The organism is bacterium (genome assembly GCA_035691305.1).
In the GTDB taxonomy this organism is placed as follows: domain Bacteria; phylum Sysuimicrobiota; class Sysuimicrobiia; order Sysuimicrobiales; family Segetimicrobiaceae; genus DASSJF01.
This window is the reverse complement of the sequence record DASSJF010000084.1, coordinates 1-24188: the sequence shown is the minus strand read 5'-3', so window position 1 is coordinate 24188 and position 24188 is coordinate 1. Positions and strand designations below refer to the sequence as shown.

Below are 24188 nucleotides of genomic sequence, written 5' to 3'. Positions count from 1 at the left end.
TGATCCCTACGTAGTCGGGACCAAGCGCAATCCGGATACGCGACAGGTGATCTATTGCGTAGTCAGCGTCCGCGATACACTTCCGGCAATTCCTACTATCGCCGGCAAATGGCGGATTTCATCGACAACCTGATCCCCACGTTTGACCCGTTGCTAAGTCTGACAGGGGAGCGGTCGTTATCTAACCTACAACACGGCCGCCAAACAGCCCGCCCCTCGAAGGGACGGACAATAGCCGCTTACTTCACATAACGGTGATTATACAGTCTAGAATTCGGACCGAAACGGCACCCGCTTGGTGCCGGATCTCACGATTTGCCGGAGCGGCGACGCGGGCCCCCTTCGCCTCCGGAAAAATCTATAATTGCCCTATGAGGGTGCACCTCACCGGTGTCGCGCCAGTGATGAAGGTGAGCCTTCCCGATGGCCTCGAGACTGCGCGCCTCATGCTGCGCGCGCCGACCATGGGCGATGGGCCGGCGATCTTCGAGCGGTGGGCGCGCGATCCGGACGTCGTCAGGTATCTGACGTGGGGCCCGCACGATTCCGTTGACACGGTGTACGAATTTCTCCGCCGCTGCCAGACGGTTCGCGAGTCGGGAAACGGCATGGCGTGGGTGCTGACGCTTACAGGCAACGGGTCGCCTGTTGGCATGCTCGATGTCCGTCCGGGACCGCACGGCATCGAACTTGGATACGTGCTCGGCCGAGCGTACTGGAATCACGGATACATGACCGAGGCTGTGCAGGCCGTTGCGGCGTGGCTCCTGGACCAGCCCCGGATCTACCGGGTCTGGGCAGTCTGCGACGTGGACAATCGGGCGAGCGCCCGGGTGCTTCAGAAGGCCGGATTCCGACAAGAAGGCGTCTTGCGCCGCTGGACGGTACACCCGAACGCCGGCGCCGAGCCCCGGGACTGCCTGTGCTACGCGCGCGTGAAGTGATGTAAATGGATGCGAGGCTGGCGCCCTAGCTTTCTGCGAGCGCCGTCCAGACGCAGGCTACCGCCCGGTCCAGATCCTCCGCGGTGGTCGACCAGTTGCAGACCGAGACCCGCATCACGCGCATGCCCCGCCAGGTTGCGCCGCCGAACCAAACCTCGCCGCCGGCCTGAATGCGGCGGATCACGGCGTCGGTCGCGCGGTCGTGGTCGCCGTCCGGGTCGAGAAACCGCACCAAGCCCTGATTGATCACTGGCGCGGCCACGACCTCGGCGCCAGGCAGTCCGCCGATCGCGGCCACCAATTCCGCGGCGTGTGCGCAGCAGCGCTCGACGATCGCGGCGATCCCGGCGCGACCCAACGCCCGGATCGCCGCGTACACCGGAAACGCCCGGCCGCGGCGCGACCACTCGGGGTTCCAGTCTTTTTGATTGCGCAATTCCGCGTGCGGCACCGAGTAACTCGCGCCCTGCGCAAAGGCGGCGCGGTGCGCCTCGGGATCCGCGACGAATACCAGGCCGGAATCGAACGGCACATTCAGCCACTTGTGGGCGTCGGTGGCCCACGAGTCAGCGAGGTCCGCGCCGTCGAGCAGGCGCCGGTACCGGTCGGTCGTGGCCACCCACAGGCCGAACGCGCCGTCCACGTGGACCCAGGCGCCCGCGTCGTGCGCGATCTCGCACGCGCGCCGGATCGGATCGAAGGCCCCGGTGTGGAGCTCTCCCGCCTGCAGGCACACGATCGCCGGCCGCCCGTCACGTTGATTCAGCGTGTCCGCGAGCGCCGCCAGATCCATTTGGCCGGCGCCGCCGGTCGGGACCCGCACGATCGAGCGGGCACCGAGCCCGAGCAGACGCACGGACCGGATAAGCGACTCGTGCGCGCTGTCCGCGGCGAGGACGCGCAGCGCGGGCGCGGCCGCCAGGCCCAACTGCTCCACATCCCAGCCGCGGTCGCGCAGCAACCGGTGGCGGGCCGCCGCGAGCGCCGTCGTGTGCGCCATCTGGCAGCCGGTCACGAACGCGAACGACGCGGTGGGTGGGATACCGAGAAGCTCGCGCAGCCACCCGCCGCAGACCTCCTCGACCACCGCTTCGGCCGGGGACGTCAGGTTGGACGCGGCGTTCTGATCCCACGTGGAGGTCAGCCAGTCGGCCGCGAGCGCGACCGGCAGCGTGCCGCCGATCACCCAGCCGAAGAAGCGACCGGTGGTCGATCCGACGAGACCGCCGTCTGCATCGCGAACGAGGTCGTTGATGACGTCCTCGGCAGGCACGCCCCACCGAGCCAGCGGTCTCGCCAGCCGGCCCCGCAGCTCACCCACAGTCGCCGTGGGTCCGACCGGGCGAGCGCCTCCTGCCGCCAGGTACTCGGCGGCGTGCGCTACGGCAGCGTCGAGGACTGGGTCCACGGCTGCACCCCGAGAAGGCGGCCGAGCGCCCGCTCGCCGCGGGGCGTGAGCCGCACCGACCGGTCGGCGGACGACCGGACCAGCCACGTGTGCGCGACGAACTGGTCGAGGAGCGCCTTGCCGAGACTTCCCGCCAGGTGCGGCCGCCGTTCCGTCCAGTCCGTGCACGCCCTCGCGAATGCCCGACGGGCCTGCCGCAGCGCGTCGACATCGATCCCGAGGCCGCGGAAGAGCCCTCTCCCCCGCCCGGTCATCTCGAACTCCCCGTTCGCCGGATGGATCGCCCCGCGGGTCACGAGCGCGTCGGTGACCGCCACGCCGAGACGCCCCGCCAGATGGTCGTAGCAGGTCCGCGCGGCCCGCAGCCGGTCCATCGCGAGGCTCTGGGTCAGCGCGACGACGGATCGAGGCGGCGCGACCGAGAGCAAGGCTTCGATCGCGTGCGCGACCTCGCGGCCGGCCAGCCGGTACCGGCGCTGCCGCCCGGCGGCCGAGACGGTCAGCAGCCGGCCGTCCACGAGTTTCCGGAGGTGCGCGCTCGCAGCCTGGGGCGACGCGCCGCCGCGGCAGGCAAGTTCGGTGGCCGGCAGCGCGGCCCCGTCGAGCAGCGCGAGCAGCATCGCGGCCCGAACCGGGTCGCCGATGAGCGCCGCGATGGCCGCGACGTCCGGATCGGCCGCGTGGGATCTCTGGCGGAGCGTCGCCACGACGTGATTCTAGCGTATCGATAGTACATTGTGGCGTGAAATGTCGACGTGCCGAGGCGCGATCGGCGGGCCCATCCCGGCACGGTCCCCCGGGGAAGGTCGCGCACGGCGGGGCCAGAAACCACCAGGCATGGCACGACAAATCACGATCGCCGCCGCCCAACTCGGCCCGAACAACGACGGGACGCCCGTCGAGACGATCGTCGCGCGGATGGACCGGCTGATGGACGAGGCGATCGGCGCCGGCGTGCACGTCCTCGCGTACCCCGAGATGGCACTCAGCCCGTACTTCCCAAAACGCATCCGCGATGACGCCGACCGGTTCTTCTCGCACGAGGTGCCGCCGGCCTCGCTGGCACCACTTGTTGAAAAGGCGCGCCGCCGCGGGATCGTCTGGTACGTCGGGTTCTGCGAGCGGAACGGCAGCCGCCGGTTCAACACCGCGGCCCTCTTCGACGAGCGTGGCGCCGTGCGAATCCGGTACCGGAAGATTCACCTCCCGGGCACAAACCGCGTCGAGCCGGGCGTCACCGGCCGCGTCTACGAGCCGTATTACTTCGATCCCGGCGATACCGGGTACCGGGTCGCCGAGACCGGCCACGCGCGCGTCGGGATCGCCATCTGCCAGGACCGCCGGTACGGCGAAACCTACCGCTGTCTCGGGCTCGGCGGGGCCGAGATCGCGCTGATCGGTTACAATACCCCGGCGGGGCCGCGGGCCCTCGAGCTGAACGAGCTCGTCATGCGGGCCGGCGCGTACGAGAACCATCTGTTCGTGGTGGGCGCGGCCAAGGCGGGCATCGAAGACGGACTGGAACTCATCGGCGGTAGCTGCGTCATCTCGCCGCTCGGAGAGATGCGGGCGCGCGCCGCTACGATCGGGGACGAGCTCGTCGCGGCGACGATCGATCTCGACGAGGCGCGCGCTGCGCGGGACCGATGGAACTTCTTCGCGCGCCGCCACCCCGAGCACTACGCGGCGATGACCGCTCCGGTGGCCGAGACGGCGAGAGACGATCGCGTCGGGCCGCCTTCACGGCACTGAGTACCACTGCGTCATCTCCTTAGCGACCCAGTCCATGTCGGGATACCGGGCTTCAACGGCGCGGATCGAGGATTCGACGTCCCCGGGCGATGGGAGGAGTTCGCGCACCGGGACGCCCAGATCGTACGCGGACGTGTCGCCGACGTCGAGGACGCGGGTCAGCGGAAGTGTTTCGGCGTGCCGGCGGCGCAGCACGCGCCGGTAGACCGCCTCGTACACCGCCGGGTCGTAGACCGCGCCGGCCGCCGCCTCCGACAGCCGCAGCGTCCGCGCCACACCGGCGAGTTCGGTCCACAGCGCGCGCAACACGTGGCTCGGAGCATCTTCGCGCTCGCGCGCGTGCACCGGCTGCGCCATCCGCCGGTCGCGCTCCCGCTCCATGACCGTCCGCACTTCGTGCGACGGCACCGGGATCACGAACCGGCACGACGCGGCCGTCAGCACCGGCTCTGCGGGATCGGGGGCCGGCTTCGCCAGCTCGATGAAGCGGCCGCCGACGAGCGGCACCTCGCCGATCAGCAGGTCCGCCGCGCCCGGGTGGGCCGCGTGCCACCCCCCCACGGCATCCCGGACCCACAACCCGGCCGCCCGGCGGATCGCCGGATGCGTCACGCCGTTGTCGAGCGGGTAGCGACGGCCGGCGGGCGCCGCCTCGAACAGGGGCCGCGCCACGTCCCACTGTACGGTGTGGACCGTTCGGCCGCGCGCCGCGGCGGTGCGGGCCAACTCCCGGATGACGAGGCTCTTCCCCGTTCCCGGCAAACCGGTGACGAAGACGATCCGCGCGTCTGCCGCGAGAACCCGCAGCTGCCCGGCCACCACCGGGTCTTGCCGCGCGAGGTCGATGCCTACCCCGCCCACGCGCCGAGGAGCCGGCGGATGACGAGCAGCTGTCCGAGATGGTACGAGGTGTGTTGGGCCGTCAGGAGCGCCATGTGCACGACGTTGATCTCAGGGTCGTGAGCGATCGGCCCGACCACGTCAATCCGGGGATCCATCACCAGGTCGCAGAACGCCTGCCGGTCGGCGCGGTAGGCTTTGAGGCCGCGGTCCCACGCGGCGCGCGACGGCGGCGCGGGGTCTTTGGGCCAGTATTCGTCCGGCCACTTCAGCGACGGATGCTTCGGGTCGCGGGTGTAGCCGAGGATGTCGGCCTGGCAGATACGGATGTGCTCGATCTGCTGCCAGGGCGAGTACGGAAGGCCGCGGGGCTTGCGGCCGCGCAGCGGTTCCGCAAGGCGCGCCACCGCGCGGTCGAACGTGACGTGCGCCTTGCCTCCCTGCAGCATCACGACTAGACGCCGTCTGAGATCTTGATCGTCCGTCACGAATCCTCCCCTCTCCCGCCCAAGCGTGTCGCTAGGGCGCCGGCGTGCGGTCCACGGGGGCCGACGCGGCGGCGGCCGCCGCCGGGGCTCCCCGGCCGAGCGCCCGGTCAAGCGCGATCTGCGCGGCGAAGTCCGGGAAACCCGCCAGCCCGAAGCCGTCCGTCTCACGCTGCCAGACGAGCCGGCCCGCGCGTGCGTCGAACATCTGCATGTTGAGCGCCACGTCGGCGTTGAATGCGAGAAAGTCCTGCCGGAACGTCGACACGCGCGAGATCCAGCCGAGCATCAGGCGGTCGGCGCGCAGGGCCTGCGCGAGCGCGCCGAGCCGGCTGTAATTGAGCGCGTCCTGCGCGCGCCAACCAAGCGCGCGCTGCTGCGCCTGCACCTCGCTGCGCGGCAGCACCGTGATGGCGGCGCCGCCGGCCCGCACGAGCAGGCCCGTCAACACGTCGGCGGCGTACGGCTCGAGGTCGGTCACGACCGAGACCGGCTGCGCGCCGGGCGAGTAGAAGTCGGCGACCGCGACGATCGGGCGGCTCGCCGGCGCGACCGGCACGGGGGCGGAGGCGGCCGGTCCGGCCGGCGCCAGACCGGCGAGCGCAACACACAGCGCCGCGGCGAGGGCAAAGACGTGATGGTGCGGTCTGGTCACGTTGCGTCCGTCCTTTCGCCTTCCTATTATGCCAGGAGTTCCCGCACGAGGAGGGCTCCGGCGTGTCGAACGGCTGCGTCACCGTCTTTGGTTCCTCGAGGGTGCGTCCGGGCGAGCCCGCATACGCGGACGCCGTCCGGCTTGGACGCCTGCTCGCCGAGGCGGGCTTTAGCCTCTGCACGGGCGGGTACGCCGGCGTGATGGAGGCGGTCAGCCGCGGCGCGGTCGAAGCCGGCGGCCACGCGATCGGCGTGACGGTGAGCACGTGGGCCGCGCGGCATGCTCCGAACCGGTGGGTGCGCGAGGAACTGGCGATGCCGGATCTGTTCCAGCGGATCGCGCGGCTCACCGCGACCGACGCCTACGTGGCGCTGCCGGGCGGGATGGGCACGCTCGGCGAAGTGGCCCTCACCTGGAACCTCTTCCAAACCGAGTCGATTCCGCGCCGTCCTCTTGTCCTCGTGGGGCGGCCGTGGCGGGATGCGCTCGAGTGCCTTCGCGGGGCGATCAGGATCGAAGCGGGCGACATCGAGCTGGTGAAGCTCGTGGACCGCGTAGACGACGTGGTGCCGGCGATCCGGTCGGCCTTACCGGGCGTCCCATGACGCCGGCGCCCAGATCGCGCGCGAGGTGCCGCGAGGAAATATCGTCATCGCATCGACGAGTCCACGCCTGAGGCCGTCGTCCCGCACGTAGAACGCCACGCCCTGGTCGTCGTACACGAAGATCGTAAAGGTGAATCCCTTCAGCACGCGGCTCGGCGTGAAGCCGAACGCGGCCTTCACGTCCGCGCGCGTGCTCTCGAACGTAATCCGCCGGCCGGCGGCGCCGTCCACGGCGTAGGCGCCGGCGGCCCCGCACTGTTCTCCGAGATCGGCCCACACGTCGAGCGCGAGGAGCTCGCCTGATGGTTTGTAGCGCGCGCCGAGGCACTGCGGCTCCCAGCGTTGGATGATGACGCGGGGATTCGTCGGATCCTGGAACTCCGCGCTCGGCCGTCCCAGGATCGTCGTGACCTTGTCCACGGTGGTGTCGAGCGGCACGCCGCCCGCGGCGGCCCCGGGTGTGAGCGCGCCCTCCGCCCCGCCCGGCGTGGGGGCGGCGAGCAGGCAGGCGCACACCAGCGCGGCGATCGCCGCCGCACGCTTTCGCGCTAGATCCACGAGGCGCCCCCCGGCGGGAGCCGGGCCGGTCGAATCAGCACCTCGGCGCTCGAGATGGGCGTCGGGAACATCTTCCACGGATTCAACCGCCCTTCGGGATCGAACGTCTCCTTGACCCGGTGCATCGCGCCGAGATCGTCGTTCGAATAGATCCAGGGCATGTAGTTGTTCTTTTCGAAGCCGATGCCGTGTTCTCCCGAGATCGTCCCGCCGGCGTCGACGCACAGCCGCAGCATCGCCTCGCCCGCGCGGATCACCCGCTCCGTTTCGCCCGGGACACGGGCGTCGAATATGATGATCGGGTGCAGGTTGCCGTCGCCGGCGTGGAAGACGTTCGCCACGGTAAGGCCCTCGCGGTTTGCGACGGCCTGCACCTGCCTCAGCACCTCGGGCAGCCGGGATCGCGGCACCATCGCGTCGTGAAGATAGTAATTGATCGCGATCCGGCCGAGCGTGCCGAACGCCGCCTTGCGCCCGAGCCACAGCGCGTCGCGCTCGGCCTCGGATCGCGCGGCGCGCACCTCGACGGCGCCGTGGTCCCGGCAGATCGAGTCGATGATGCCGGCGGCCCGCGCCATTACCGGCCGCAGTCCTTCGACCTCGATCAACAACACCGCCTCGGCGTCGAGCGGATAGCCGGCGTGCACGAAGGGCTCCACGGCCCGGATCGTATTGCGGTCCAGCATCTCGAGCGCAACCGGTCCGACGCCCCGGCCGATGATGTCGGTCACCGCTTCGCTCGCCCGGTCGAGGTCGGCGAAGATCGCGAGCAGGGTCGTAACCGCCTCGCGGCGGTGGAGCAGCCGCACCCAGACCCGCGTGACGACCGCCAGGGTGCCCTCGCTGCCGACGAGGAGTCCCGTCAGGTCGAGGCCCGGCGCGTCCGGTGCCGCGCCGCCGGTGTGGATCACCGTGCCGTCGGCCAGCACCGCGTCGAGCGCCAGGATGTGGTTGGTCGTGACGCCGTAGGCGATCGTGTGCGGGCCGCCGGAGTTGTGGCCGACGTTGCCGCCGATGCTGCTCGCATACTGGCTCGACGGGTCCGGCGCGTAGAAATAGCCGTCCGCGGCGACCGCGCGGGTGATGTCGAGGTTGATGACGCCCGGTTCGACGACGGCCACGCGATCGGCGAGATCGATCGCCTCGATGTGCTCGAGCCGCGCGAGCGACGCCACCATCCCGCCGACGATCGGCAGCGCGCCGCCGGCGATGCCCGTCCCCGCGCCGCGCGCGATCACCGGGGCGCCGTGGCGCGCGGCGATGCGGACGACCGCGGCCACCTCCTCCGCGCTTCCGGGGACCGCAACCAGATCGGGCGGCGAGGTCATGTTCGACGCATCGTATTCGTAGGCCAGCACGTCGGAGGGGCGCTCAAAGACGTACTCCGCCCCCACGGCCTCCGCGAGCTCCGCGACGAGCACCGCTCTCGAGCGGATCGTGACCCGTGCCGCGGCCAGTTCGCTCACAGCACGGTCAGCCGGAGCCGGGCGTCCCAGCCGTGCCGGATGCGGACGCGGACCCGGCGGCCGCGCCTGACGCGCAACGGCCGGATCCAGCGGATCAGCACGTCGCTCCGGGTGCCGACGCGCGGCGAGGGGTGGCCGTCGCGCACCTCCTCGTAGCTCCACAGCCGCAGACTGTTCACCGTCCCGGTGGACAGCGGCACCAGCGAGACGGTCGTGTCGAGCGGCCCGACCGCGGCCTGAAAATCGGTCGTGGCGGCGAGGACCGGCAACGACAGTTCTTCAACGGCGCCGGGGTCGCCGAAGATCGCCGCGTAGTCCCCCGGCGTGAAGTCGAGCGCCGCCCCCGCCCGGTGGTCGGCATAGGCCAGTTGCAGAACGTGATGCGCGCGCGCCGGAATCACCGCGCAGCGCGGCGCGCTGCGGCGAATCCGGTTGAGTACCGGGACCATCGGCCAGTCCGTGAGCCATGAGGACCACATCTCGCAGACGACGATCTCCGGCGCTTCCTCGGGTAGCGGCCCGCGCACGGCGTCGGTCCGCATCGGCACGAACTGCGGAAACCGGCGCGCCAGCCGGCGCAGATACTGATACGCGTCGCGGTCCGTCTCGATGCCGTAGACTCGGCGGGCGCCGGCCTGGACCGCGTACAGGGACATCGGCCCGACGCCGGCGCCGAGGTCGTACACGACCTTCCCGGGGACCAAACCCGCGATCGCCGCGCGGTAGGCCTCGTTGCGGCGCGCGTCGCTGAGCATCTCCCAGTGGAAACTCATCTCCGCGCCCACGGTCGCGCCCCCTTCCGTGCCGCCAAGGCGCGGCGGCGCCGGCTCCCCGGACCCCACTACAGGGGCGGGGTGAAGCGGCCGTCGATCGCCGTCCATCCGCCGTCCACGAACAGCACCGAGCCGGTGATGTACCGCGCCGCGTCCGTGGCGAGGAACGCCACCGGCCCGGCGATCTCCGCCGGGGAGGCCCAGCGGCCGAGCGCGTTGCGCTCGGCGTACGCGCGGTACCACGCCTCGTCCTTCTTGATCTGCCGCGTCAGCGGCGTGTCGACGACGCCCGGCGCGACTGCATTCACGCGCACGCCCTGCGGCCCCAATTCCGCCGCGAGCGTGCGGCACAGCTGCACGATCCCCGCCTTCGTCGCGGAATACACGCTCTGGCCGGGCTCGACCTGCACCGCGCGGATCGACGCGAACGCCACGATGCTCCCGCCGCCGCGCTCCGCCATGAGCCGACCGGCCTCGCGCAGCACGTAGAAGGTCCCTTTGAGGTTGATGGTCAGCACGCGGTCCAGATCCTCGGCCGTGTACTTCAGGACGGGTTTGCGGGCGTTGACCGCGGGCGTCACGACGCACACGCCAAGCGCCGTGTGACGCTCGCCGACCCCGGAGACCATGCGCACGACGTCCTGCTCTCGGGACACGTCCACCTGGTCCGCCTCCGCGCGGCCCCCGGCGTCCTTGATGAGGCGCGCGGTGGCCTCGGCGCCCTGGCGATCGACGTCGGCGCAGACGACGTGCGCGCCGAGCGCCGCGAGCGCCTGCGCGGATGCCTGACCGATGCCGGAGGCGGCGCCGACGACGAGCCCCGTCCGCCCGTCGAGCCGAAACATCGAGGCGTAGTCCATCTTCAGGCCCTCCCTGCCCCCGACGGGGATGCGCCCGCGGGTGCCGGGCGCTGAATCGACGGACAGGGATTCCAGAACGGCCGGGACAAATACTTCTTGAGCGCAGGGCACGTTGGGGCTGCGCAACCGCCTCGTTCGTGAAGGAGCGTGCGTAATGGCCGAGACGAAGGTCCTGTCGACCGATCTCACCGCCGTGTACATCGACGCGCGGCCGAAGTCGCGCGCCCTGTTCGAGCGGGCCGGCGGGCTGCTGCCGGGCGGGATCACGCACGAGTCGCGGCAGTTCACGCCCTTCCTGCCCTACATCGTCCGTGCCGAGGGCGGGCGCAAATGGGACGTCGACGGCCACGAGTACATCGACTACGCGATGGGCCACGGCGCGCTGATCCTCGGCCACGCCCACCCGGCGGTGGTCGAGGCGGTGCGGAAGCAGGTCGGCCTCGGCACGCATTACGGCGCGAACCACGAGGGCGAGCTCAACTGGGCCGAGCGGATCACGGCGCTCGTGCCCGGCGCGGAGATGGTCCGGTTTACCAGCTCGGGGACGGAGGCGACGCTGCTCGCGCTGCGGGTGGCCCGCGCGGCGAGCGGCAAGAACAAGCTCGTCAAGTTCCGCGGCCACTTCCACGGATGGCACGACGCGGTCGCGCCCGGGCTGGCGCCGCCGTACGACGAGGTTCCGCCGGGGGTTACGCCCGCCGTCGCGTCGGACACGGTCGTCCTGCCGCCGGATCTCGCGGTGCTCGACGAGACCCTCCGGCACGACCGAGACGTCGCCGCCGTGATCGTCGAGCCGAGCGGCGCGTCGTTCGGGTCGGTGCCGCTGCCGCTCGACTTCGTGCGCGGCCTCGACGAGGTGACCGCCGCCCACGACGTCTTCTTGATCGTCGACGAGGTGATCACCGGATTCCGCTGGTCGCCCGGCGGGGTGCAGCAGGCGGCCGGGATCAGCGGTGACCTCACGACGCTGGCGAAAATCGTCGCCGGCGGTCTGCCGGGCGGCGCGGTGGCCGGACGCCGCGACCTGCTGGACCTAATCTCGCTGAGCGGCGGCTCGAAACGCAAACTGCGTCACCCCGGCACGTTCAACGCCAACCCGCTGTCGGCCGCCGCGGGTATCGCGTGCCTCGACATCGTGCGCGATCCGAGCGTCCAGGAAGGCTGCAGCCGCATGGGTGCGGCGCTCCGCCGCGAGCTCAACGCGGTCTTGGCCAGGCGGGGCGTGCGGGGCATCGCGTACGGCGACGTGTCGTCGTTCCACCTCGCGTTCGACGCGCGGCTGCGCCCGGGCGATCCGTCTTCGATCTCGGCGTTGACCCCCGAGGATCTCAAGGAACAGCGCGGCACGCCCGCCTACAGTGCGATCGCGCTCGGCATGCTGATCGAAGGGGTGCACATCTTCGGCAGCGGCGGCTTCCTCAGTATCGCCCACCGCGACGCCGAGATCGGCCGGACGGTCGACGCGATGGACCGGGCGATCACCCGGGCCGGCGACACGCTGCCGAAGGTCTGACCGGAAGCCGGCTTCAAGCGCACGTGCACGCCGCGCCGGCGCGACGGCTGACGTGGGACCAGGTGGCCGCGTTCCGGCTGTCGCGGCATTTTCTCACCGAACGGGCGCCCCGGGGGGCGCTCGTTCGCGTGCTCGGGGCCATGGGGGGTGCGCAGGCGCAAATGCTGCCGGCCGCCTACATCTCCTTGTGGGCCAGAGTCCGCGACATGCGCCGGCGTGACGTGCAGGCGGCGGGCGAACAGCGGATGGTCGTCCGGACCTGGTGTATGCGCCGGACCCTGCACCTCGTACCCTCGGACGACCTCGCCGTCTTCGTCCGAGGCACCGCGCGGCGGGCGGAACGCGAAGTCAGGTCGCTCCGCGGACGGGGCGTCGGGGAAGGGCTGGTGGACCGGCTTGTCGAGGCGGCGCTCGAGGCCCTGGAGCGGCCCCGGAGCGGGCCCGAGCTCGTCGCGGATGTCGCCCGGCGCCTGGGCGTACCGGTGCGGGGACTCCGCTGGGGCGGCTGGGGTAGCGGCGCGAAAATTCCGGGTATCTCCCTCGGCCGGCGCGTCACGCTGCACGCCCGCGGCGTCCTGCACGTCCTCGGCGCCCGCGCGGTCGTCTGTTACGGACCGAGCCGCGGCGCCGCGCCCACCTTCGTGCGCGCCGACGCCTGGATCCCGCAATGGCGGGACCTACCCCAGGAGGACGCGGAGGATGAACTCCTCCGCCGCTACCTGCGGGCCTTTGGCCCGGCCACGTCCGCCGACTTTGCCGCCTGGACCCGCATGCCGATGTCGGACGCGCGGACCATCTGGCGGCGCCGTGAACCCGATCTCGTCCCGGTGAGCATCGAAGGATGGACGGCGGGGATCCTGCCGGAGGACGCCCGGCGCCTCGCAGCGGCCCGGCGCGGCGCCCTGCCCGTTCGCCTCCTTCCCTATTTCGACTCCTATCTGCTCGGCCACGAAGCCCGCGGACATCTCGTCGCCCCCCGACACCACCGCAGCGTGTACCGAACCGCCGGGATGATTTCCCCCGTCGTCCTCGTCGATGGCCGCGCCGCCGGGCTGTGGAGCCACGCGCGGGACCGCGGGCGCCTGCTCGTGCGCGTGACCAAGTTTGCGGCGCTCTCGCGGCGCACCATGGCCGGCGTCCGTGAAGAAGCCGCGCGGCTCGCAGACTTCCTCGGCTCCGACGACGTGCACGTTCAGGTCACCTGAGAGAACCTCTCCATTCGCGCCCGATCGCCCGCCCGCCGGGTGCCCCTTGACATGTCACACTAGTCAGACTAGTCTAGAATGTACTTATGGCGGACAGCTACTCCACCTATGACGCCAAGGCGCGCTTCAGCGAAATCCTGCGCAAGGTCCGCGCGGGACAACGAATCGTCATCTCGCACCGCGGTCAGGACGTCGCGCAGATTACACGAATCGGGGGCGGGCCCTCGGACATCGCGGCGCGGCTGGCCGAACTCGAGGACCGCGGCGTCATCAGCGCGGGCCGTGGTGGGTCGAGCCGATTGAAGTCGCTCGGCCGGCGTCCGGGTGCGCTCAGGCGATTCTTGGAATTGCGCGACTAATGCCGCGGCCGGCCACAGCCGCCTACGTCGACACTTCGTACCTCGTCGCCGCCGCGCTGGACGAACGCGCGGGCCGGGTCGGCAACCGGCTGAGGCGCTACCGGTGGCTGCTGGCGTCCAACCTGCTCGAGGCAGAGCTGCGATCCACGCTCCTTCGTGAACCCGCGGCCGGCGATCCGGACTCGCTCCTGTCTTCGATCGCCTGGGTGCAACCGGACCGCCCCTTGAGCCGGGAGTTGTGGCGCATCGCCGCGGCCGGTCCGCTGAGCGGCGCCGCGATGTGGCACCTCGCCCACGCCCTGTACCTCGCCCCGGACGGCACGGGGCTGGACTTTCTGACGCTGGACCCCCGTCAGCAGGCCGCCGCGTCGGCCCTCGGTTTCGCGAAGATTGAGGCGGCGCCGGCGCGACGCCCGCGGCCGCGAACCCGCTAGGCCGTCTTCAGATACCGCCCGAACCAGGTCTGCAGCCGGGCCCACGCGTCCTGCGCGGCCGAGGCATTATAGCTCGACGCGGTGTTGTTGAAGAACGCGTGCCCGCAGTTGGGTTCTACCACCATGTCGTAGACAACCGTGGCACGATCCAGCGCCTCGCGCATCGCGGGGATACCGGCGTCGACCCGCTCGTCGAGCGCGCCGTAGAAGGCCAGCACCGCCGCCCGGATCTTGGACACGTCCTCGAGCGGCGGGTTCGAGCCGTAGAACGGCATCGCGGCGCGGAGCTCCGGCACCGCCGTCGCCACTCGCCACGTCACCGCGCCGCCGAAACAGAAGCCCATCACGCCGAGGCGGTCCGGACGTGCGCGTGGGAGCGACCCCGCGTAGCGGACGCCCGCGGACGCCGTCGCGACGAGCTGTTCCGGAGGTGTCTGACCGAGTATCGACGAGGCCTGGGCGGGATCGGGTAACTTGTCCGTGCCGCCGGCGCCCGACACGAGATCCACCGCAAGGGCAGCATAACCGAGCTTGGCGACGCGGCGCGCGACATCTTTGATGTGGTCCACCAACCCGCGGTTCTCGTGAATCACGGTCACGGCGGGCAGGCGCCCCGCTCCCTTCGGCTGAGCAAGGTAGCCGAAGACCGTCTGCGGCCCGGGCGCGGTACCGGGAAACGACACCATCCGCGCGTCGAGCGACGGATCGTCGGGCGGCACGACGGGCTGCGCGGTCAGCGCCGGCGGGGGCGCGGGCGAAGCCGCCGCGGCGCGCACTTCGTCGGAAGATGCGGTGACGCCGAGCGTCGCAAGTAGCGCCGTCCCGGCCGCGGCGCCGCCGGCGAAGACGGTAATGCGCCGGAGGAACTCGCGGCGGCCCAGCCGGCCCTCGCGGTACTCCTCCGCCCATTCCTCGAGAATATAGCGTCCCAGATCGGTCATGACGTCCTCCCCGCCCTGTGCCCAGTCTCCGCAGGACCTCCGCCGCATTCGCGGCTCCTGCCCTGTCCAGGCAGGACCTCCGCCGCATTCGCGGCTCCTGCAGGCGCGCTTTCGCGGTGCGCCGAACGATGTTGCCGTCATCACTTATGTCCCGCTTCGGGGGGATTCGGTTGCACCGTTCGTTCCTCATGCCCTGTCTCGGCCGCCTTCGTGGCCTTTCCGCAGGACCTCCGGTGCATTCGCGCCTCCTGCCGGTCGTGATCGCGGCGTTGCTGTGCCTCGCCGTCTCGGCCGAGACCGCCGCCCAAGCGCCCACGGTCGTTCGCGTTGGAACGTTGAAGCTCGTCGGCGGAGCACCGCTCTTCTGGGGCGTCAACCGCGGGTATTTCAGCCGGGAGGGCCTCCAGATCCAGTTCGTATACTTCGGCGCCGCGGCGCCGGTCGCCACCGCGACCGTGACCGGCGACGTGGACGTCGGCGCGACCGGGATCACCGGCACGCTCTTCAACCTGGCGGCGGGCGGCGGGAAAATCTACCTCGTCGCCGACCGCGGTCAGGAGCGGCCCGGCTACCCGCTGAACGCGGTCGTCGTCACGAAGCAGACCTACGCTTCCGGCGTCCGGTCGCTCCGGGACCTGCGGGGCAGGCGCATCGGCATCACGACGCTCGGTTCGACGTTCCACTACCAGATCGCGAAACTGCTCGAGCGCGAGTCGATGACGCTCCAGGACGTCCAGCTCGTGCCGCTGCGCGAAGTGACCCTCGTCGACGAGGCGCTGCGGACCGGCCAGATCGCCGCGGCGCTGCTCTCGCCGCCCTGGGGCGCCGCCGCGGAGCAGGAAGGCTGGGGCAAGATACTCTTTTACGCCGGGGACCGCATCGTCAACCAGGTGACCGGCGTCTTCTACGGCGCCCGCCTGCACAACGACCACGACCTCGGCGACCGCTTCATGCGCGGCTACGTCCGCGCGACGCGCGACTACTTCGACGCGTGCCTGCGCCGGCCGCCCCGCGGCGAGTGCCGGCCGATCGTCGCCCTCACCGCGCGGACGATCGATCAGCCGGAGGCGGCGGTCGCCAAGTCGCTGCCGTACATCGACCGGAACGCCCGGCTCTACCTGCTCGACCTGGAGCGGCAAGAGGCGTGGTACGTGCAGAACGGCATGACCTCGCGGTACGTGCCCCTCGATCAGTTCGTCGACTCGAGCTTCGTGAACAACGCCGTCCAATCGCTCGGCCCGTAGGTCGTGTGACCGGTGCGAGTCCGCTTCGAGGGCACCTCGAAGGAATACACGCGGCCGGAGGGCGAGGCACTCGTGGCGCTCGCCGGCATCGACCTCACCGTCGCCAGCGGCGAGTTCCTCGCCATCGTCGGCCCGAGCGGCTGCGGCAAGTCGACGCTGCTCCAGCTCGCGGCCGGGCTCATTCCCGCCTCGGGCGGCCGGATCGTCTTCGACGGAGAGCGCGCCGGCCGGCCGCTGACCGCGGTGGTGTTTCAGGAGTTCGCGCTCTTCGAATGGCGCACGGTGCTCCAGAACGTGGCCTTCGGCCTCGAGGTGCGGCGCGTGCCGCCCGTCGAGCGCGACCGGCTCGCGCACGAGTACATCCGTCTGGTCGGACTCGACGGCTTCGAGGGCCGGTACCCGTCGGAGTTGTCGGGCGGGATGCGGCAGCGGGTCGGCATCGCCCGGGCGCTCTCGGTCGATCCCGCGGTGCTCTTGATGGACGAGCCGCTCTCGGCGCTCGACGCTCAGACACGGCAGTTGATGCAGGACGAGATCGTCGGGATCTGGGAACGGACCCACAAGACGGTGCTCTACGTCACCCACAACATCCACGAAGCCGCCTACCTCGGCGACCGCATCGCCGTGCTGTCGCGCCGGCCGGGCCGCATCCGGACCGTCCTCCAGGTGCCGTTTGAGCGTCCCCGCCGTGACGCGCTGCTGGCCGACGCGGCCTTCGGCCGGTTCACCAACGAGGTTTGGGCGATGATCCGCGACGAGGCCCGCACCGCGATGCAAGAAGGCGCCTGACGGGCCGGCATGAGCGAAACCCTCGCGCGCGCCGCCGCCGCGGCGGAGACGATCACACTCGACGCCCGCCCCTCGCCCGCGCCGCGGCGCGCGGCGTACCGCGGCCTCCGGGCCGGCACGATCCTCGCGGTGCTCGCGATCTGGGAGATCCTGAGCCGCACGCGCGCGGTACCGGCCGTCTTCCTCCCCTCCCCCGAGACGGTCGCCGCGGAGCTCGCGCATCTCGCGCAGACCGGCGACCTCTGGCGCAGCACCGGCGCGAGCCTCGGGCGCATCGGCGCGGGGTTCGTCTTGGGCAGCGCCGCGGGCCTCATCGTCGGCATCCTCGCGGGCATTTCGCCGCGCGCGGAGGCGATCGCGGACCCGCTGATCGCCGCGGTCTACCCGATACCCAAGATCGCGCTGCTGCCGCTCCTTATTCTCTGGCTCGGCATCGGCGAGACGCCCAAGGTGGTGCTCATCGCGGTCGGCGCCTTCTTCCCCGTCGCCGTCGGTACCGCGACCGCCATCCGCGACGTGGACCCGCTGCTGATTCGAGCGGCGCGGAGCTTCGGTGCGGACCACGCGCAGGTCGTCACGAAGGTGCAGCTGCCGGCGGCGGTGCCCGCGGTGTTCGCGAGCCTGCGGCTCGCCGCCGGGATGTCGCTGCTGCTGGTCGTCTCCGCGGAGATGATCGCGGCGACCGCCGGGATCGGTTATCTGATCCTCTATGCGGGCGACCTCATGCAGACGTCGCGCCTGCTCGCGGGCATCGTGGTGCTCTCGATCCTCGGCCTGCTCTCCACCACGGGGCTCGCCGCGCTCGAGCGCCGCCTGTTCCGGGGCCGGGCGCGGCGCTCGTGGTAGAGGCACCCGTTAGCCGAGGGTGACCGCGGAGAAGCCGACGAGGCCGCCGGCGGGATCCACGCCCTGGTCGTATCCCAGCACGCGGCCCCTGACGGGCGCGAGCAGCCGCAGGACGGTGTAGACGGCGCCGAGCCCGCAGACGTGGCAGCGGTTGCCGTCGGCTGCGACGGTCCGCCACCACCCCTCCGCATCCCCGGCCTCCACGTGGCGGAGGGCGGCCCGGTCGGCGCTCGACGCGCGCTGTGCCAGCGCCGGCCCCACCGCCTCCTGATCGCCGAAACGCGGGCCGACATGGCTGAGGTCAACGCCGCCGATGACGCACACCGGACGGTCCTCGGCCGCCACGGCGTCGCGTAGCGCGCCGATAAACGCTTCGATCTCCGGCACCGACGCCGGGCTCCCGTTCGTCGTATAGGCGTCGAGGGGGCCCGTGAGCACCGGCAATACCGTGAACGGCCGGCCGCGCAGCATGTGGGCAACCCACAGCACCTGGAACTCGACGGAGTGCTCTCCGCGGTGGACCGGCTCCTCGTCGAGCGGATCGAACGGCGCGCGGGCCACCACGGCGTCGAGCAGCCGCCGGTCAACGTCGACGACCCCAAACGGGGTCTCGTAGCCCTTGGTCGTGAGGACGTACGGCGCCTCGGAACCGGCGTGGGCTACGCCGACCACCACGACGCAGCAGCCGGCCGGAAGGGAGGCGAGGGACGCGTAGGCGCGCCCGTACATCAGCCCGCCGCGCGCGAAATCGATGTGCGGCGCGAGGATACCGCGCGGGGCGGCCGCGACCTCCCCGTTGCGGACCGCGCCGCCGTCCGCGAGGTGCCGCTCGAGCGCCGCGGCGCACGCCGCGGGATCCGCCGGATACGCGGCGCCCGCGTGCGCCATCGCGCGATGCGGCGCCGCCCGGTACGCGGCGGCGGCCGCGCGGCGCCGCGCGATCAGGGCGGGACTGTCAAGGAGGCCCGCCGCGTCGAGCTCGGCGACGATGCGGTCGAGGTCCGCCGGGGCAAGCAGGAGACCGCCGGAGAGCCGCGCGTACTCCACCTGCACCGCGGCGGCGTCCCGCCGCCCGTCTAGGAGCAGCGCCACCAGCACGATCGGGAGCGGCAGCAGCACCGGGCCGTCGAGCAGACCCTCATAGTCACGCGCGCAGACGACGCGCTCGCCGTCCCACTCGGCCGTTACGAAGTCGAGCGAGCGGAGCTTCGGCAGGGGCTTCCGGCCGGCGCGGCCGCCCGACGCGCGCCCAGGGTCGTGACGGCTCACGCGGTGACTGCCAACTGGCCGGCCGGCGGGCGGTCGGCAAAGGAAGGCGCCGCCGTCGTCCCGTATGTACCGGTGCCATGAGCGGGGACCTCACCGGCAAGGTCGCGCTGGTCACAGGGGGCGGAACCGGCATCGGGCGCGCCACGTCGCTCGCGCTCGCGGCCGAGGGCGCCGCGGTCGCGGTGAACTACAGCCGTTCGCGCGGCGACGCGGAGGAGACGGCGTCCGAAATCACATCGCGCGGCGGCCGGGCGATCACCGTTGCCTGCGACATCTCCGACGAGCGCGGCGTCGAAGCCATGGTCGACCGCGTCGCGAGCGGTCTCGGCCGCCTCGACGTATTGGTCAACAACGCCGGCACGACGAAGTTCATCGATCACCGCAACCTGGACGCCCTCACCGCGGACGTGTGGGACCGTATCCTCGCGGTGAACGTCAAAGGCACGTTCTTCTGCTGCCGCGCGGCCGCGCGGGCCATGACCGGCGGCGGCCGCATCATCAACATCGGCTCGGTCGCCGGCGTCCGCGGCAACGGCAGCTCGATCGCTTACGCCGCGAGCAAAGGCGCGATCCACACCATGACCCTGTCGCTGGCGAGAGCGCTCGCGCCCGGGATCACGGTGAACGCCATCGCCCCCGGGCTCATCGAGACTCGGTGGCACGGCGGGCACGAGACGGAAAACGCCGCCCGCGCCGCCCGCTTTCCGGTGAAGCGCATCGGCCGCCCGGAGGATATCGCCCACATGGCGGTGGCGTTCGCCACCGCCGACAACTTCCTTACCGGCCAGGTCATCGTGGTCGACGGGGGCGCGCTGCTCTAGCACGGAACCGGCAAACTCCGTCCGGGTCGACGTGCCGGTCCGGTCAGAGCGAACAGGTGTTTGCGTAATGTCAAAGCCTGTGCTATAATCCGTCCGCTCACCATCCGTGCGGACGCCGAACCGAAGCGAGGGAGGCAGCGCGTGGGCAGAGTCTTGACGAAGCGCCAACGCGAGATTCTCGGATATCTGCTCGACAGTATGCAGCGCAAGGGCTATCCGCCGTCGGTGCGAGAGATCGGCGCGGCGCTCGGGCTGACGAGCAGCTCGACGGTTCACAGCCACCTCGCGGCGCTGGAGAAGAAGGGCTACATCCGGCGCGACCCGAGCAAGCCCCGGGCGATCGAGGTCCTGAAGGACGGCGCCAGCCAGCCGCCCAAGCGCGTGATCAACGTCCCGGTCGTCGGCCGGATCGCGGCGGGTGCGCCGCTCCTGGCCGAGGAAAACATCGAGGACGTCTTCCCGCTGCCCCGCGATTTCGTGCGCGAGGACGGGGCCTTTATCCTGAGGGTACGCGGCGACAGCATGATCGAGGCCGGCATCTACGACGGCGACTTCGTGGTTATCCGGCCGCAGGCCACAGCGTCCAACGGCGAGATCGTCGCGGCGCTCCTCGGCGACGAGGCGACCGTAAAGCGGTTCTACAAAGAGCGCGACCATGTCCGGCTCCAGCCTGAGAACAGCACGATGTCGCCGATCATTACGCGGGAGGTCACGGTCATCGGCAAGGCCGTCGCCCTGATCCGCCGGCTGTCGTAGCGCGGCCGGCGTCGTAGACCCGCGTCCCGGGGCCGCCTCGAACGAGACGGCCCTAAACGTTTTCGGCTCGACGCCCGCCTCGGTCATCAGTTAGCCGCCGTCCGCGCCGCCCGCCCGTCCAAATACGGCCGGAACGGCCCGAGGCCGGCCGCCGGGATCTCGGCCTCGACGACGATGCCGGCGGCCCCGTCCTCGCGTCGCACGACGCGCCCCGCGCCGTACAGCCGCGACAACACCGCGAGGCGCTGGTACGGAATCACGAGCCGCACCCGCTCCACCGGTCCGGGCAGCGCCGCGGCGACGCGGCGCAGCAGATTCGCGAGGCCGACGCCGCGGACGGCGGAGATGAGGATGCCGTCCGGTTCCTCGGCGGTGACGTCGCGCAGGGCCTCCGGCGACAGCCGATCCGCCTTGTTCAGCACCGTGACGCGCGGAGTGCCGGACGCGCCGAGATCGCGCAACACCTGCTCCACCGCTTCGCGCTGGGCGGTCCACCGCGGGTGGCCGGCGTCGATCACGTGGATCAGGAGATCCGCCTCGGTCACCTCTTCGAGCGTCGCGCGGAATGCCGCGACGAGATCGTGGGGCAACTTCTGGATGAAGCCGACGGTATCCACGAGCAGCAGGGTGCGCCGGTTCGGCAGGACGACGCGCCGCGTCGTCGGATCGAGCGTCGCGAACAACTTGTCCGCGGTCAGCACGTGCGCGCGCGTCAGGGCGTTGAGCAGCGTCGACTTGCCCGCGTTGGTATAGCCGACCAGCACCGCGACCGGCAGCGCCGCGTCCTTGCGCGACTGCCGCTCGCGCTGGCGGTGCCGCTGCATCGCGTTGATCTCGCGGCCGAGCGCGGTGATCCGGGTGCGGATCCGGCGGCGATCGACCTCGAGCTTCGTCTCGCCGGGACCCCGGGTGCCGATCCCGCCGCCGAGCCGGGAGAGCAGCACGCCCCGCCCGGCGAGCCGCGGCAGCAGATAGGTCATCTGTGCCAGCTCGACCTGCAGGCGGCCCTCCCGGGTTCGGGCGCGCTGGGCGAAGATGTCGAGCACGAGCGCGGTGCGGTCGAGGACTTTGGTGTCGAGCGCGCGCTCGAGATTGCGCTGCTGCGCCGGCGTGAGTTCGTGGTCGAAGATCACCACGTCGGCACCGGACGAGCGCACGCGCGACCGGATCTCTTCCACCTTGCCCGCGCCGACAGCGGTCGCGGGATCGGGGCGCGTCCGGTGCTGGACCACGACACCGGCGACCGCGGCGCCGGCGGTCTCGGCGAGCCGGGCCAATTCTTGGCAGGCCTCCTCGCCCGCGTCCTCCCGGGCGCCGAGCATACCGACGAGCAGCGCGCGCTCGGGCCCGCTGTGCGGCAGACCCTCGGTAAGCGGGCGGCCGCCCGCCTCCGCGCCCTCCGCGGCCAGGCCGCGTCGCAGCTTATGCCCGAGCGGGGTGCCGGTGGTGCGCATCGGGTCCTATCGCGGTGACGCCGGCGCTTCCCGCCGGCCGGTCCCCGAAGGGGGGGACGCCGCCCGCAGGTGATCGCCGATCCGGCGCACGGCCTCCTCGAAGCGCGCGTCGGGAGCGGTGAGCGAGATGCGCACGTAGCCCTCGCCGTGCGCGCCGTAGCCGTTGCCCGGGGTGACGATCACGCCGGTGTGCTCGAGCAGGTCCGTCGTGAACGAGACGGACGTGTGGCCGCGTGGAACCGGGATCCACAGATAGAACGTCGCCTTCGGCGACGGCACGTCCAGGCCGATCGCCCGGAGGCCCCGCACCACCGTATCGCGCCGCCGCTGCCAAATCGCGACGCGCTCGCGGATCGGCGCCTCGGGCCCGTTCAGACCGGCGACCGCGGCGTCCTGGATCGCCACCCACTGGCCGCTGTCGATGTTGGTCTTGAGCGTGGCGAGCGCCTGCACCGCATCCTTGTTGCCGACGACGAACCCCATCCGCCAACCCGTCATGCAGAATGTCTTGCTGAGCGAATGGAACTCGATCCCGATCTCCCGCGCACCCGGGGCTTCGAGGAAGCTCGGCGGCCGGTAACCGTCGTAGGCGATCTCGGAGTAGGTGTTGTCGTGGACGACCAGGATGTTCCAGCGCTTGGCCAGGTCCACGACGCGGCCGAAGAACGCGGGATCCGCCGTCGCGCCCGTGGGGTTGTTCGGATAGTTGAGGAAGAGGACGCGCGCGCGCCGCAGCACGTCCTCGGGGATGCGGGACAGATCCGGCACCCATCCCTGTTCGCGGGTCATGGCCACGGGACAGACCTCGCCGCCGGCCATGAGCGTCGCGACGTTGTAGACGGGGTAGCCGGGATCGCTCACAAGCGCTACGTCGCCCGGGTTGACGAACACCCACGGCACGTGGGCGAGGCCCTCCTTGGAACCGATCAGCGCCAGCACCTCGCTCCCCGGGTCGAGCGTCACGTGGAAGCGCCGCGCGTACCAGGCGGCCACCGCCTCGCGAAACTCCTTCGTGCCCTCGTACGGCGGATAGACGTGCGTGCGTGGATCGCGGGCCGCGCGGGTCAGCGCCTCGACGATGTGGTCCGGCGTCGGGAGGTCCGGATCGCCGATCGAGATGTTGATGACGTCGACACCGCGCGCGCGCAGCGCCGCGCGCTTCTTGTCGATGTCGGCAAACAGATACGGCGGAATCCGTTCCATCCGGCGCGCTACGCGCATCCAGCACCTCCCGCGGGCTCTAGCGCCATCATAACATGCTACGGCAGGACCTCGAGAACACGCGACGCGATGCGGTCCGCCGGCTCGCCGTCCACGTCGAGCCACCGGTATCGCGGATCCGCGCGGAACCACGTTAGCTGGCGCTTCGCGTACCGGCGCGTGTTGCGCCGCAATTGCTCGACGGCCGCGTCCAACGTCATCTCACCGTCGAGATACGCGGCGAGCTCCTTGTACCCGAGCCCCTGCATCGACGGGAGCGCGCGCCCGTACCCGGCTCGGCGCAATCTCCGTACCTCTTCCACCAAGCCGGCGGCGAGTTGATCGTCGATGCGGCGGTCGATGCGCGCGCGGAGTTGTTCGCGGTCCATCGTGAGGGCGACCATCTCGGACCCGGCGCTCCGCGGGGCCCATCGGCGGCCGCGCACCTGGTCTTGGAGCGACGACATCGGCGCCCCGGTCGCCTGCCACACCTCGAGCGCGCGGATGATGCGCCGCACGTTACGCGGATGAATCCGTTCCGCGGCCTCGCGGTCAACGGCCGCGAGCCGTCCGTGCAATGTCCCCGGACCGCCCGCGCGTTCCTCGGCTGCGAGCCGCTCGCGCAGGTCCCAGTCCGGCGCGACCGCCGGCACCGCGACACGGTCGACGACGGCGCGGATGTACAGTCCGGTGCCGCCGGTGAGGATGGCGATCCGGCCGCGGTCGTGGATGCCCGCGATCGCCTCCCGCGCCAGCCGCTGGTAATCCGCGAGCGCAAATGGTTCGGCCGGGTCGGCCACGTCGAGCAGGTGATGCGGTACCCGCGCCCGCTCCGCCGGCGAGGGTTTCGCGGTACCGACGTCCATGCCCCGGTAGACCGTCCGCGAATCGGCGCAGACGATCTCGGCGCCGGCCCGCCGGGCGACGACGAGGGCCGCCTGGGTCTTGCCGGCCGCCGTCGGCCCGGCGATGACGATGAGGCGGCCGTCCACTCCTAGGGTTGGGCGTGCG

The 24188-nt window shown here is 71.3% G+C and carries 26 protein-coding genes; 12 read left to right on the top strand and 14 right to left on the bottom strand.

Annotation, left to right across the window (positions count from 1 at the left end; translation table 11 throughout):
- Positions 1–410 precede the first annotated feature (410 nt).
- Positions 411–944: a GNAT family N-acetyltransferase gene (locus VFL28_16890; protein ID HET7266345.1), complete on the top strand. Its 534-nt coding sequence runs from the start codon at positions 411–413 to the stop codon at positions 942–944.
- Between the two features lie 25 nt (positions 945–969).
- Here VFL28_16890 and VFL28_16885 read toward each other — a convergent pair whose 3' ends face one another.
- Both VFL28_16885 and VFL28_16880 read right to left on the bottom strand, forming a co-directional pair.
- Positions 970–2265 (bottom strand): aminotransferase class V-fold PLP-dependent enzyme, encoded by a 1296-nt coding sequence (locus VFL28_16885; protein ID HET7266344.1) that lies wholly within the window; start codon positions 2263–2265, stop codon positions 970–972.
- A 59-nt stretch (positions 2266–2324) separates the two neighbouring features.
- Positions 2325–3059 carry a helix-turn-helix transcriptional regulator gene (locus VFL28_16880; GenBank protein ID HET7266343.1) on the bottom strand — a complete coding sequence of 245 codons (735 nt, stop codon included), beginning with the start codon at positions 3057–3059 and terminating at the stop codon, positions 2325–2327.
- A 130-nt stretch (positions 3060–3189) separates the two neighbouring features.
- On the opposite strand from VFL28_16880, the gene VFL28_16875 reads away from it, so the two are divergent.
- On the top strand, positions 3190–4104 hold the full coding sequence (locus VFL28_16875; GenBank protein HET7266342.1) for a nitrilase-related carbon-nitrogen hydrolase: 915 nt from the start codon (positions 3190–3192) through the stop codon (positions 4102–4104).
- On the opposite strand, the gene VFL28_16870 is transcribed toward VFL28_16875, so the two are convergent.
- From VFL28_16870 to VFL28_16860, 3 genes are read right to left on the bottom strand one after another with little or no spacing between them, the layout of a single operon-like run.
- Complete coding sequence (locus tag VFL28_16870; GenBank protein HET7266341.1) at positions 4093–4965, bottom strand: hypothetical protein; 873 nt, start codon at positions 4963–4965, stop codon at positions 4093–4095. The two genes, VFL28_16875 and VFL28_16870, sit on opposite strands and share 12 nt — an antisense overlap.
- A complete protein-coding gene (locus VFL28_16865) occupies positions 4953–5432 on the bottom strand; it encodes a DinB family protein (GenBank protein ID HET7266340.1) in 480 nt (159 codons plus the stop codon). Before VFL28_16865 ends, VFL28_16870 begins: the two co-directional genes overlap by 13 nt.
- Before the next feature lie 31 nt (positions 5433–5463).
- The gene (locus VFL28_16860; protein HET7266339.1) at positions 5464–6084 is read right to left on the bottom strand and encodes a hypothetical protein; all 621 of its coding nucleotides are present in this window, start codon (positions 6082–6084) and stop codon (positions 5464–5466) included.
- A 62-nt stretch (positions 6085–6146) separates the two neighbouring features.
- On the opposite strand from VFL28_16860, the gene VFL28_16855 reads away from it, so the two are divergent.
- Positions 6147–6689 (top strand): LOG family protein, encoded by a 543-nt coding sequence (locus VFL28_16855; GenBank protein HET7266338.1) that lies wholly within the window; start codon positions 6147–6149, stop codon positions 6687–6689.
- On the opposite strand, the gene VFL28_16850 is transcribed toward VFL28_16855, so the two are convergent.
- Genes VFL28_16850 through VFL28_16835 form a run of 4 tightly spaced genes read right to left on the bottom strand, consistent with a single transcriptional unit; the run spans position 6672 to position 10346 of the window.
- Positions 6672–7247 carry a hypothetical protein gene (locus VFL28_16850; protein HET7266337.1) on the bottom strand — a complete coding sequence of 192 codons (576 nt, stop codon included), beginning with the start codon at positions 7245–7247 and terminating at the stop codon, positions 6672–6674. The genes VFL28_16855 and VFL28_16850 overlap by 18 nt on opposite strands.
- Entirely contained in the window at positions 7238–8713 is a 1476-nt protein-coding gene (locus VFL28_16845) for an FAD-linked oxidase C-terminal domain-containing protein (GenBank protein ID HET7266336.1), read from the bottom strand. The genes VFL28_16850 and VFL28_16845 overlap by 10 nt, the downstream gene beginning before the upstream one ends.
- The gene (locus VFL28_16840; GenBank protein HET7266335.1) at positions 8710–9498 is read right to left on the bottom strand and encodes a methyltransferase domain-containing protein; all 789 of its coding nucleotides are present in this window, start codon (positions 9496–9498) and stop codon (positions 8710–8712) included. The genes VFL28_16845 and VFL28_16840 overlap by 4 nt, the downstream gene beginning before the upstream one ends.
- 56 nt (positions 9499–9554) lie before the next feature.
- Complete coding sequence (locus VFL28_16835) at positions 9555–10346, bottom strand: SDR family NAD(P)-dependent oxidoreductase (protein HET7266334.1); 792 nt, start codon at positions 10344–10346, stop codon at positions 9555–9557.
- A 154-nt stretch (positions 10347–10500) separates the two neighbouring features.
- Here VFL28_16835 and VFL28_16830 point away from each other — a divergent pair, with 154 nt between their 5' ends.
- The 4 genes from VFL28_16830 (at position 10501) to VFL28_16815 (ending at position 13857) form a co-directional block, all read left to right on the top strand.
- On the top strand, positions 10501–11859 hold the full coding sequence (locus VFL28_16830; protein ID HET7266333.1) for an aminotransferase class III-fold pyridoxal phosphate-dependent enzyme: 1359 nt from the start codon (positions 10501–10503) through the stop codon (positions 11857–11859).
- Between the two features lie 23 nt (positions 11860–11882).
- Positions 11883–13064, top strand: coding sequence for a winged helix DNA-binding domain-containing protein (locus VFL28_16825; GenBank protein ID HET7266332.1), 1182 nt, complete (start codon positions 11883–11885; stop codon positions 13062–13064).
- An 86-nt stretch (positions 13065–13150) separates the two neighbouring features.
- Positions 13151–13423: a type II toxin-antitoxin system prevent-host-death family antitoxin gene (locus VFL28_16820; protein ID HET7266331.1), complete on the top strand. Its 273-nt coding sequence runs from the start codon at positions 13151–13153 to the stop codon at positions 13421–13423.
- Entirely contained in the window at positions 13423–13857 is a 435-nt protein-coding gene (locus tag VFL28_16815) for a PIN domain-containing protein (GenBank protein HET7266330.1), read from the top strand. The genes VFL28_16820 and VFL28_16815 overlap by 1 nt, the downstream gene beginning before the upstream one ends.
- Here the strand turns inward: VFL28_16815 and VFL28_16810 are convergent.
- Positions 13854–14798 carry a dienelactone hydrolase family protein gene (locus tag VFL28_16810; protein ID HET7266329.1) on the bottom strand — a complete coding sequence of 315 codons (945 nt, stop codon included), beginning with the start codon at positions 14796–14798 and terminating at the stop codon, positions 13854–13856. The genes VFL28_16815 and VFL28_16810 overlap by 4 nt on opposite strands.
- A 233-nt stretch (positions 14799–15031) precedes the next feature.
- Between VFL28_16810 and VFL28_16805 the strand changes: the two genes are divergently transcribed.
- From VFL28_16805 to VFL28_16795, 3 genes are read left to right on the top strand one after another with little or no spacing between them, the layout of a single operon-like run.
- A complete protein-coding gene (locus tag VFL28_16805; protein HET7266328.1) occupies positions 15032–16042 on the top strand; it encodes an ABC transporter substrate-binding protein in 1011 nt (336 codons plus the stop codon).
- Between the two features lie 12 nt (positions 16043–16054).
- Positions 16055–16831 (top strand): ABC transporter ATP-binding protein, encoded by a 777-nt coding sequence (locus VFL28_16800; protein HET7266327.1) that lies wholly within the window; start codon positions 16055–16057, stop codon positions 16829–16831.
- 9 nt (positions 16832–16840) lie between these two features.
- Entirely contained in the window at positions 16841–17677 is an 837-nt protein-coding gene (locus VFL28_16795) for an ABC transporter permease (GenBank protein ID HET7266326.1), read from the top strand.
- Positions 17678–17686: 9 nt separating this feature from the next.
- Here VFL28_16795 and amrB read toward each other — a convergent pair whose 3' ends face one another.
- Positions 17687–18946: an AmmeMemoRadiSam system protein B gene (gene amrB, locus VFL28_16790; protein HET7266325.1), complete on the bottom strand. Its 1260-nt coding sequence runs from the start codon at positions 18944–18946 to the stop codon at positions 17687–17689.
- Positions 18947–19023: 77 nt separating this feature from the next.
- Here amrB and VFL28_16785 point away from each other — a divergent pair, with 77 nt between their 5' ends.
- Both VFL28_16785 and lexA read left to right on the top strand, forming a co-directional pair.
- The gene (locus VFL28_16785) at positions 19024–19767 is read left to right on the top strand and encodes an SDR family oxidoreductase (protein ID HET7266324.1); all 744 of its coding nucleotides are present in this window, start codon (positions 19024–19026) and stop codon (positions 19765–19767) included.
- 141 nt (positions 19768–19908) lie between these two features.
- Entirely contained in the window at positions 19909–20523 is a 615-nt protein-coding gene (gene lexA, locus VFL28_16780) for a transcriptional repressor LexA (GenBank protein ID HET7266323.1), read from the top strand.
- A gap of 86 nt (positions 20524–20609) precedes the next feature.
- On the opposite strand, the gene hflX is transcribed toward lexA, so the two are convergent.
- The 3 genes from hflX to miaA all read right to left on the bottom strand — a co-directional run.
- The gene (gene hflX, locus VFL28_16775) at positions 20610–21977 is read right to left on the bottom strand and encodes a GTPase HflX (protein HET7266322.1); all 1368 of its coding nucleotides are present in this window, start codon (positions 21975–21977) and stop codon (positions 20610–20612) included.
- Between the two features lie 6 nt (positions 21978–21983).
- A complete protein-coding gene (locus VFL28_16770) occupies positions 21984–23198 on the bottom strand; it encodes an LL-diaminopimelate aminotransferase (protein HET7266321.1) in 1215 nt (404 codons plus the stop codon).
- Between the two features lie 38 nt (positions 23199–23236).
- The coding region (gene miaA, locus VFL28_16765; protein HET7266320.1) for a tRNA (adenosine(37)-N6)-dimethylallyltransferase MiaA at positions 23237–24188 on the bottom strand (952 nt) is incomplete at its 5' end.

What these genes read in the sequence shown, in the direction of transcription:
- VFL28_16770 (HET7266321.1), bottom strand. Translation starts at nt 23,198, where the DNA reads ATGCGCGTAGCGCGCCGGATGGAACGGATTCCGCCGTATCTGTTTGCC.
- VFL28_16835 (HET7266334.1), bottom strand. Translation starts at nt 10,346, where the DNA reads ATGGACTACGCCTCGATGTTTCGGCTCGACGGGCGGACGGGGCTCGTC.
- VFL28_16815 (HET7266330.1), top strand. Translation starts at nt 13,423, where the DNA reads ATGCCGCGGCCGGCCACAGCCGCCTACGTCGACACTTCGTACCTCGTC.
- VFL28_16875 (HET7266342.1), top strand. Translation starts at nt 3,190, where the DNA reads ATGGCACGACAAATCACGATCGCCGCCGCCCAACTCGGCCCGAACAAC.
- VFL28_16795 (HET7266326.1), top strand. Translation starts at nt 16,841, where the DNA reads ATGAGCGAAACCCTCGCGCGCGCCGCCGCCGCGGCGGAGACGATCACA.
- hflX (HET7266322.1), bottom strand. Translation starts at nt 21,977, where the DNA reads ATGCGCACCACCGGCACCCCGCTCGGGCATAAGCTGCGACGCGGCCTG.
- VFL28_16810 (HET7266329.1), bottom strand. Translation starts at nt 14,798, where the DNA reads ATGACCGATCTGGGACGCTATATTCTCGAGGAATGGGCGGAGGAGTAC.
- VFL28_16785 (HET7266324.1), top strand. Translation starts at nt 19,024, where the DNA reads ATGAGCGGGGACCTCACCGGCAAGGTCGCGCTGGTCACAGGGGGCGGA.
- VFL28_16820 (HET7266331.1), top strand. Translation starts at nt 13,151, where the DNA reads ATGGCGGACAGCTACTCCACCTATGACGCCAAGGCGCGCTTCAGCGAA.
- VFL28_16830 (HET7266333.1), top strand. Translation starts at nt 10,501, where the DNA reads ATGGCCGAGACGAAGGTCCTGTCGACCGATCTCACCGCCGTGTACATC.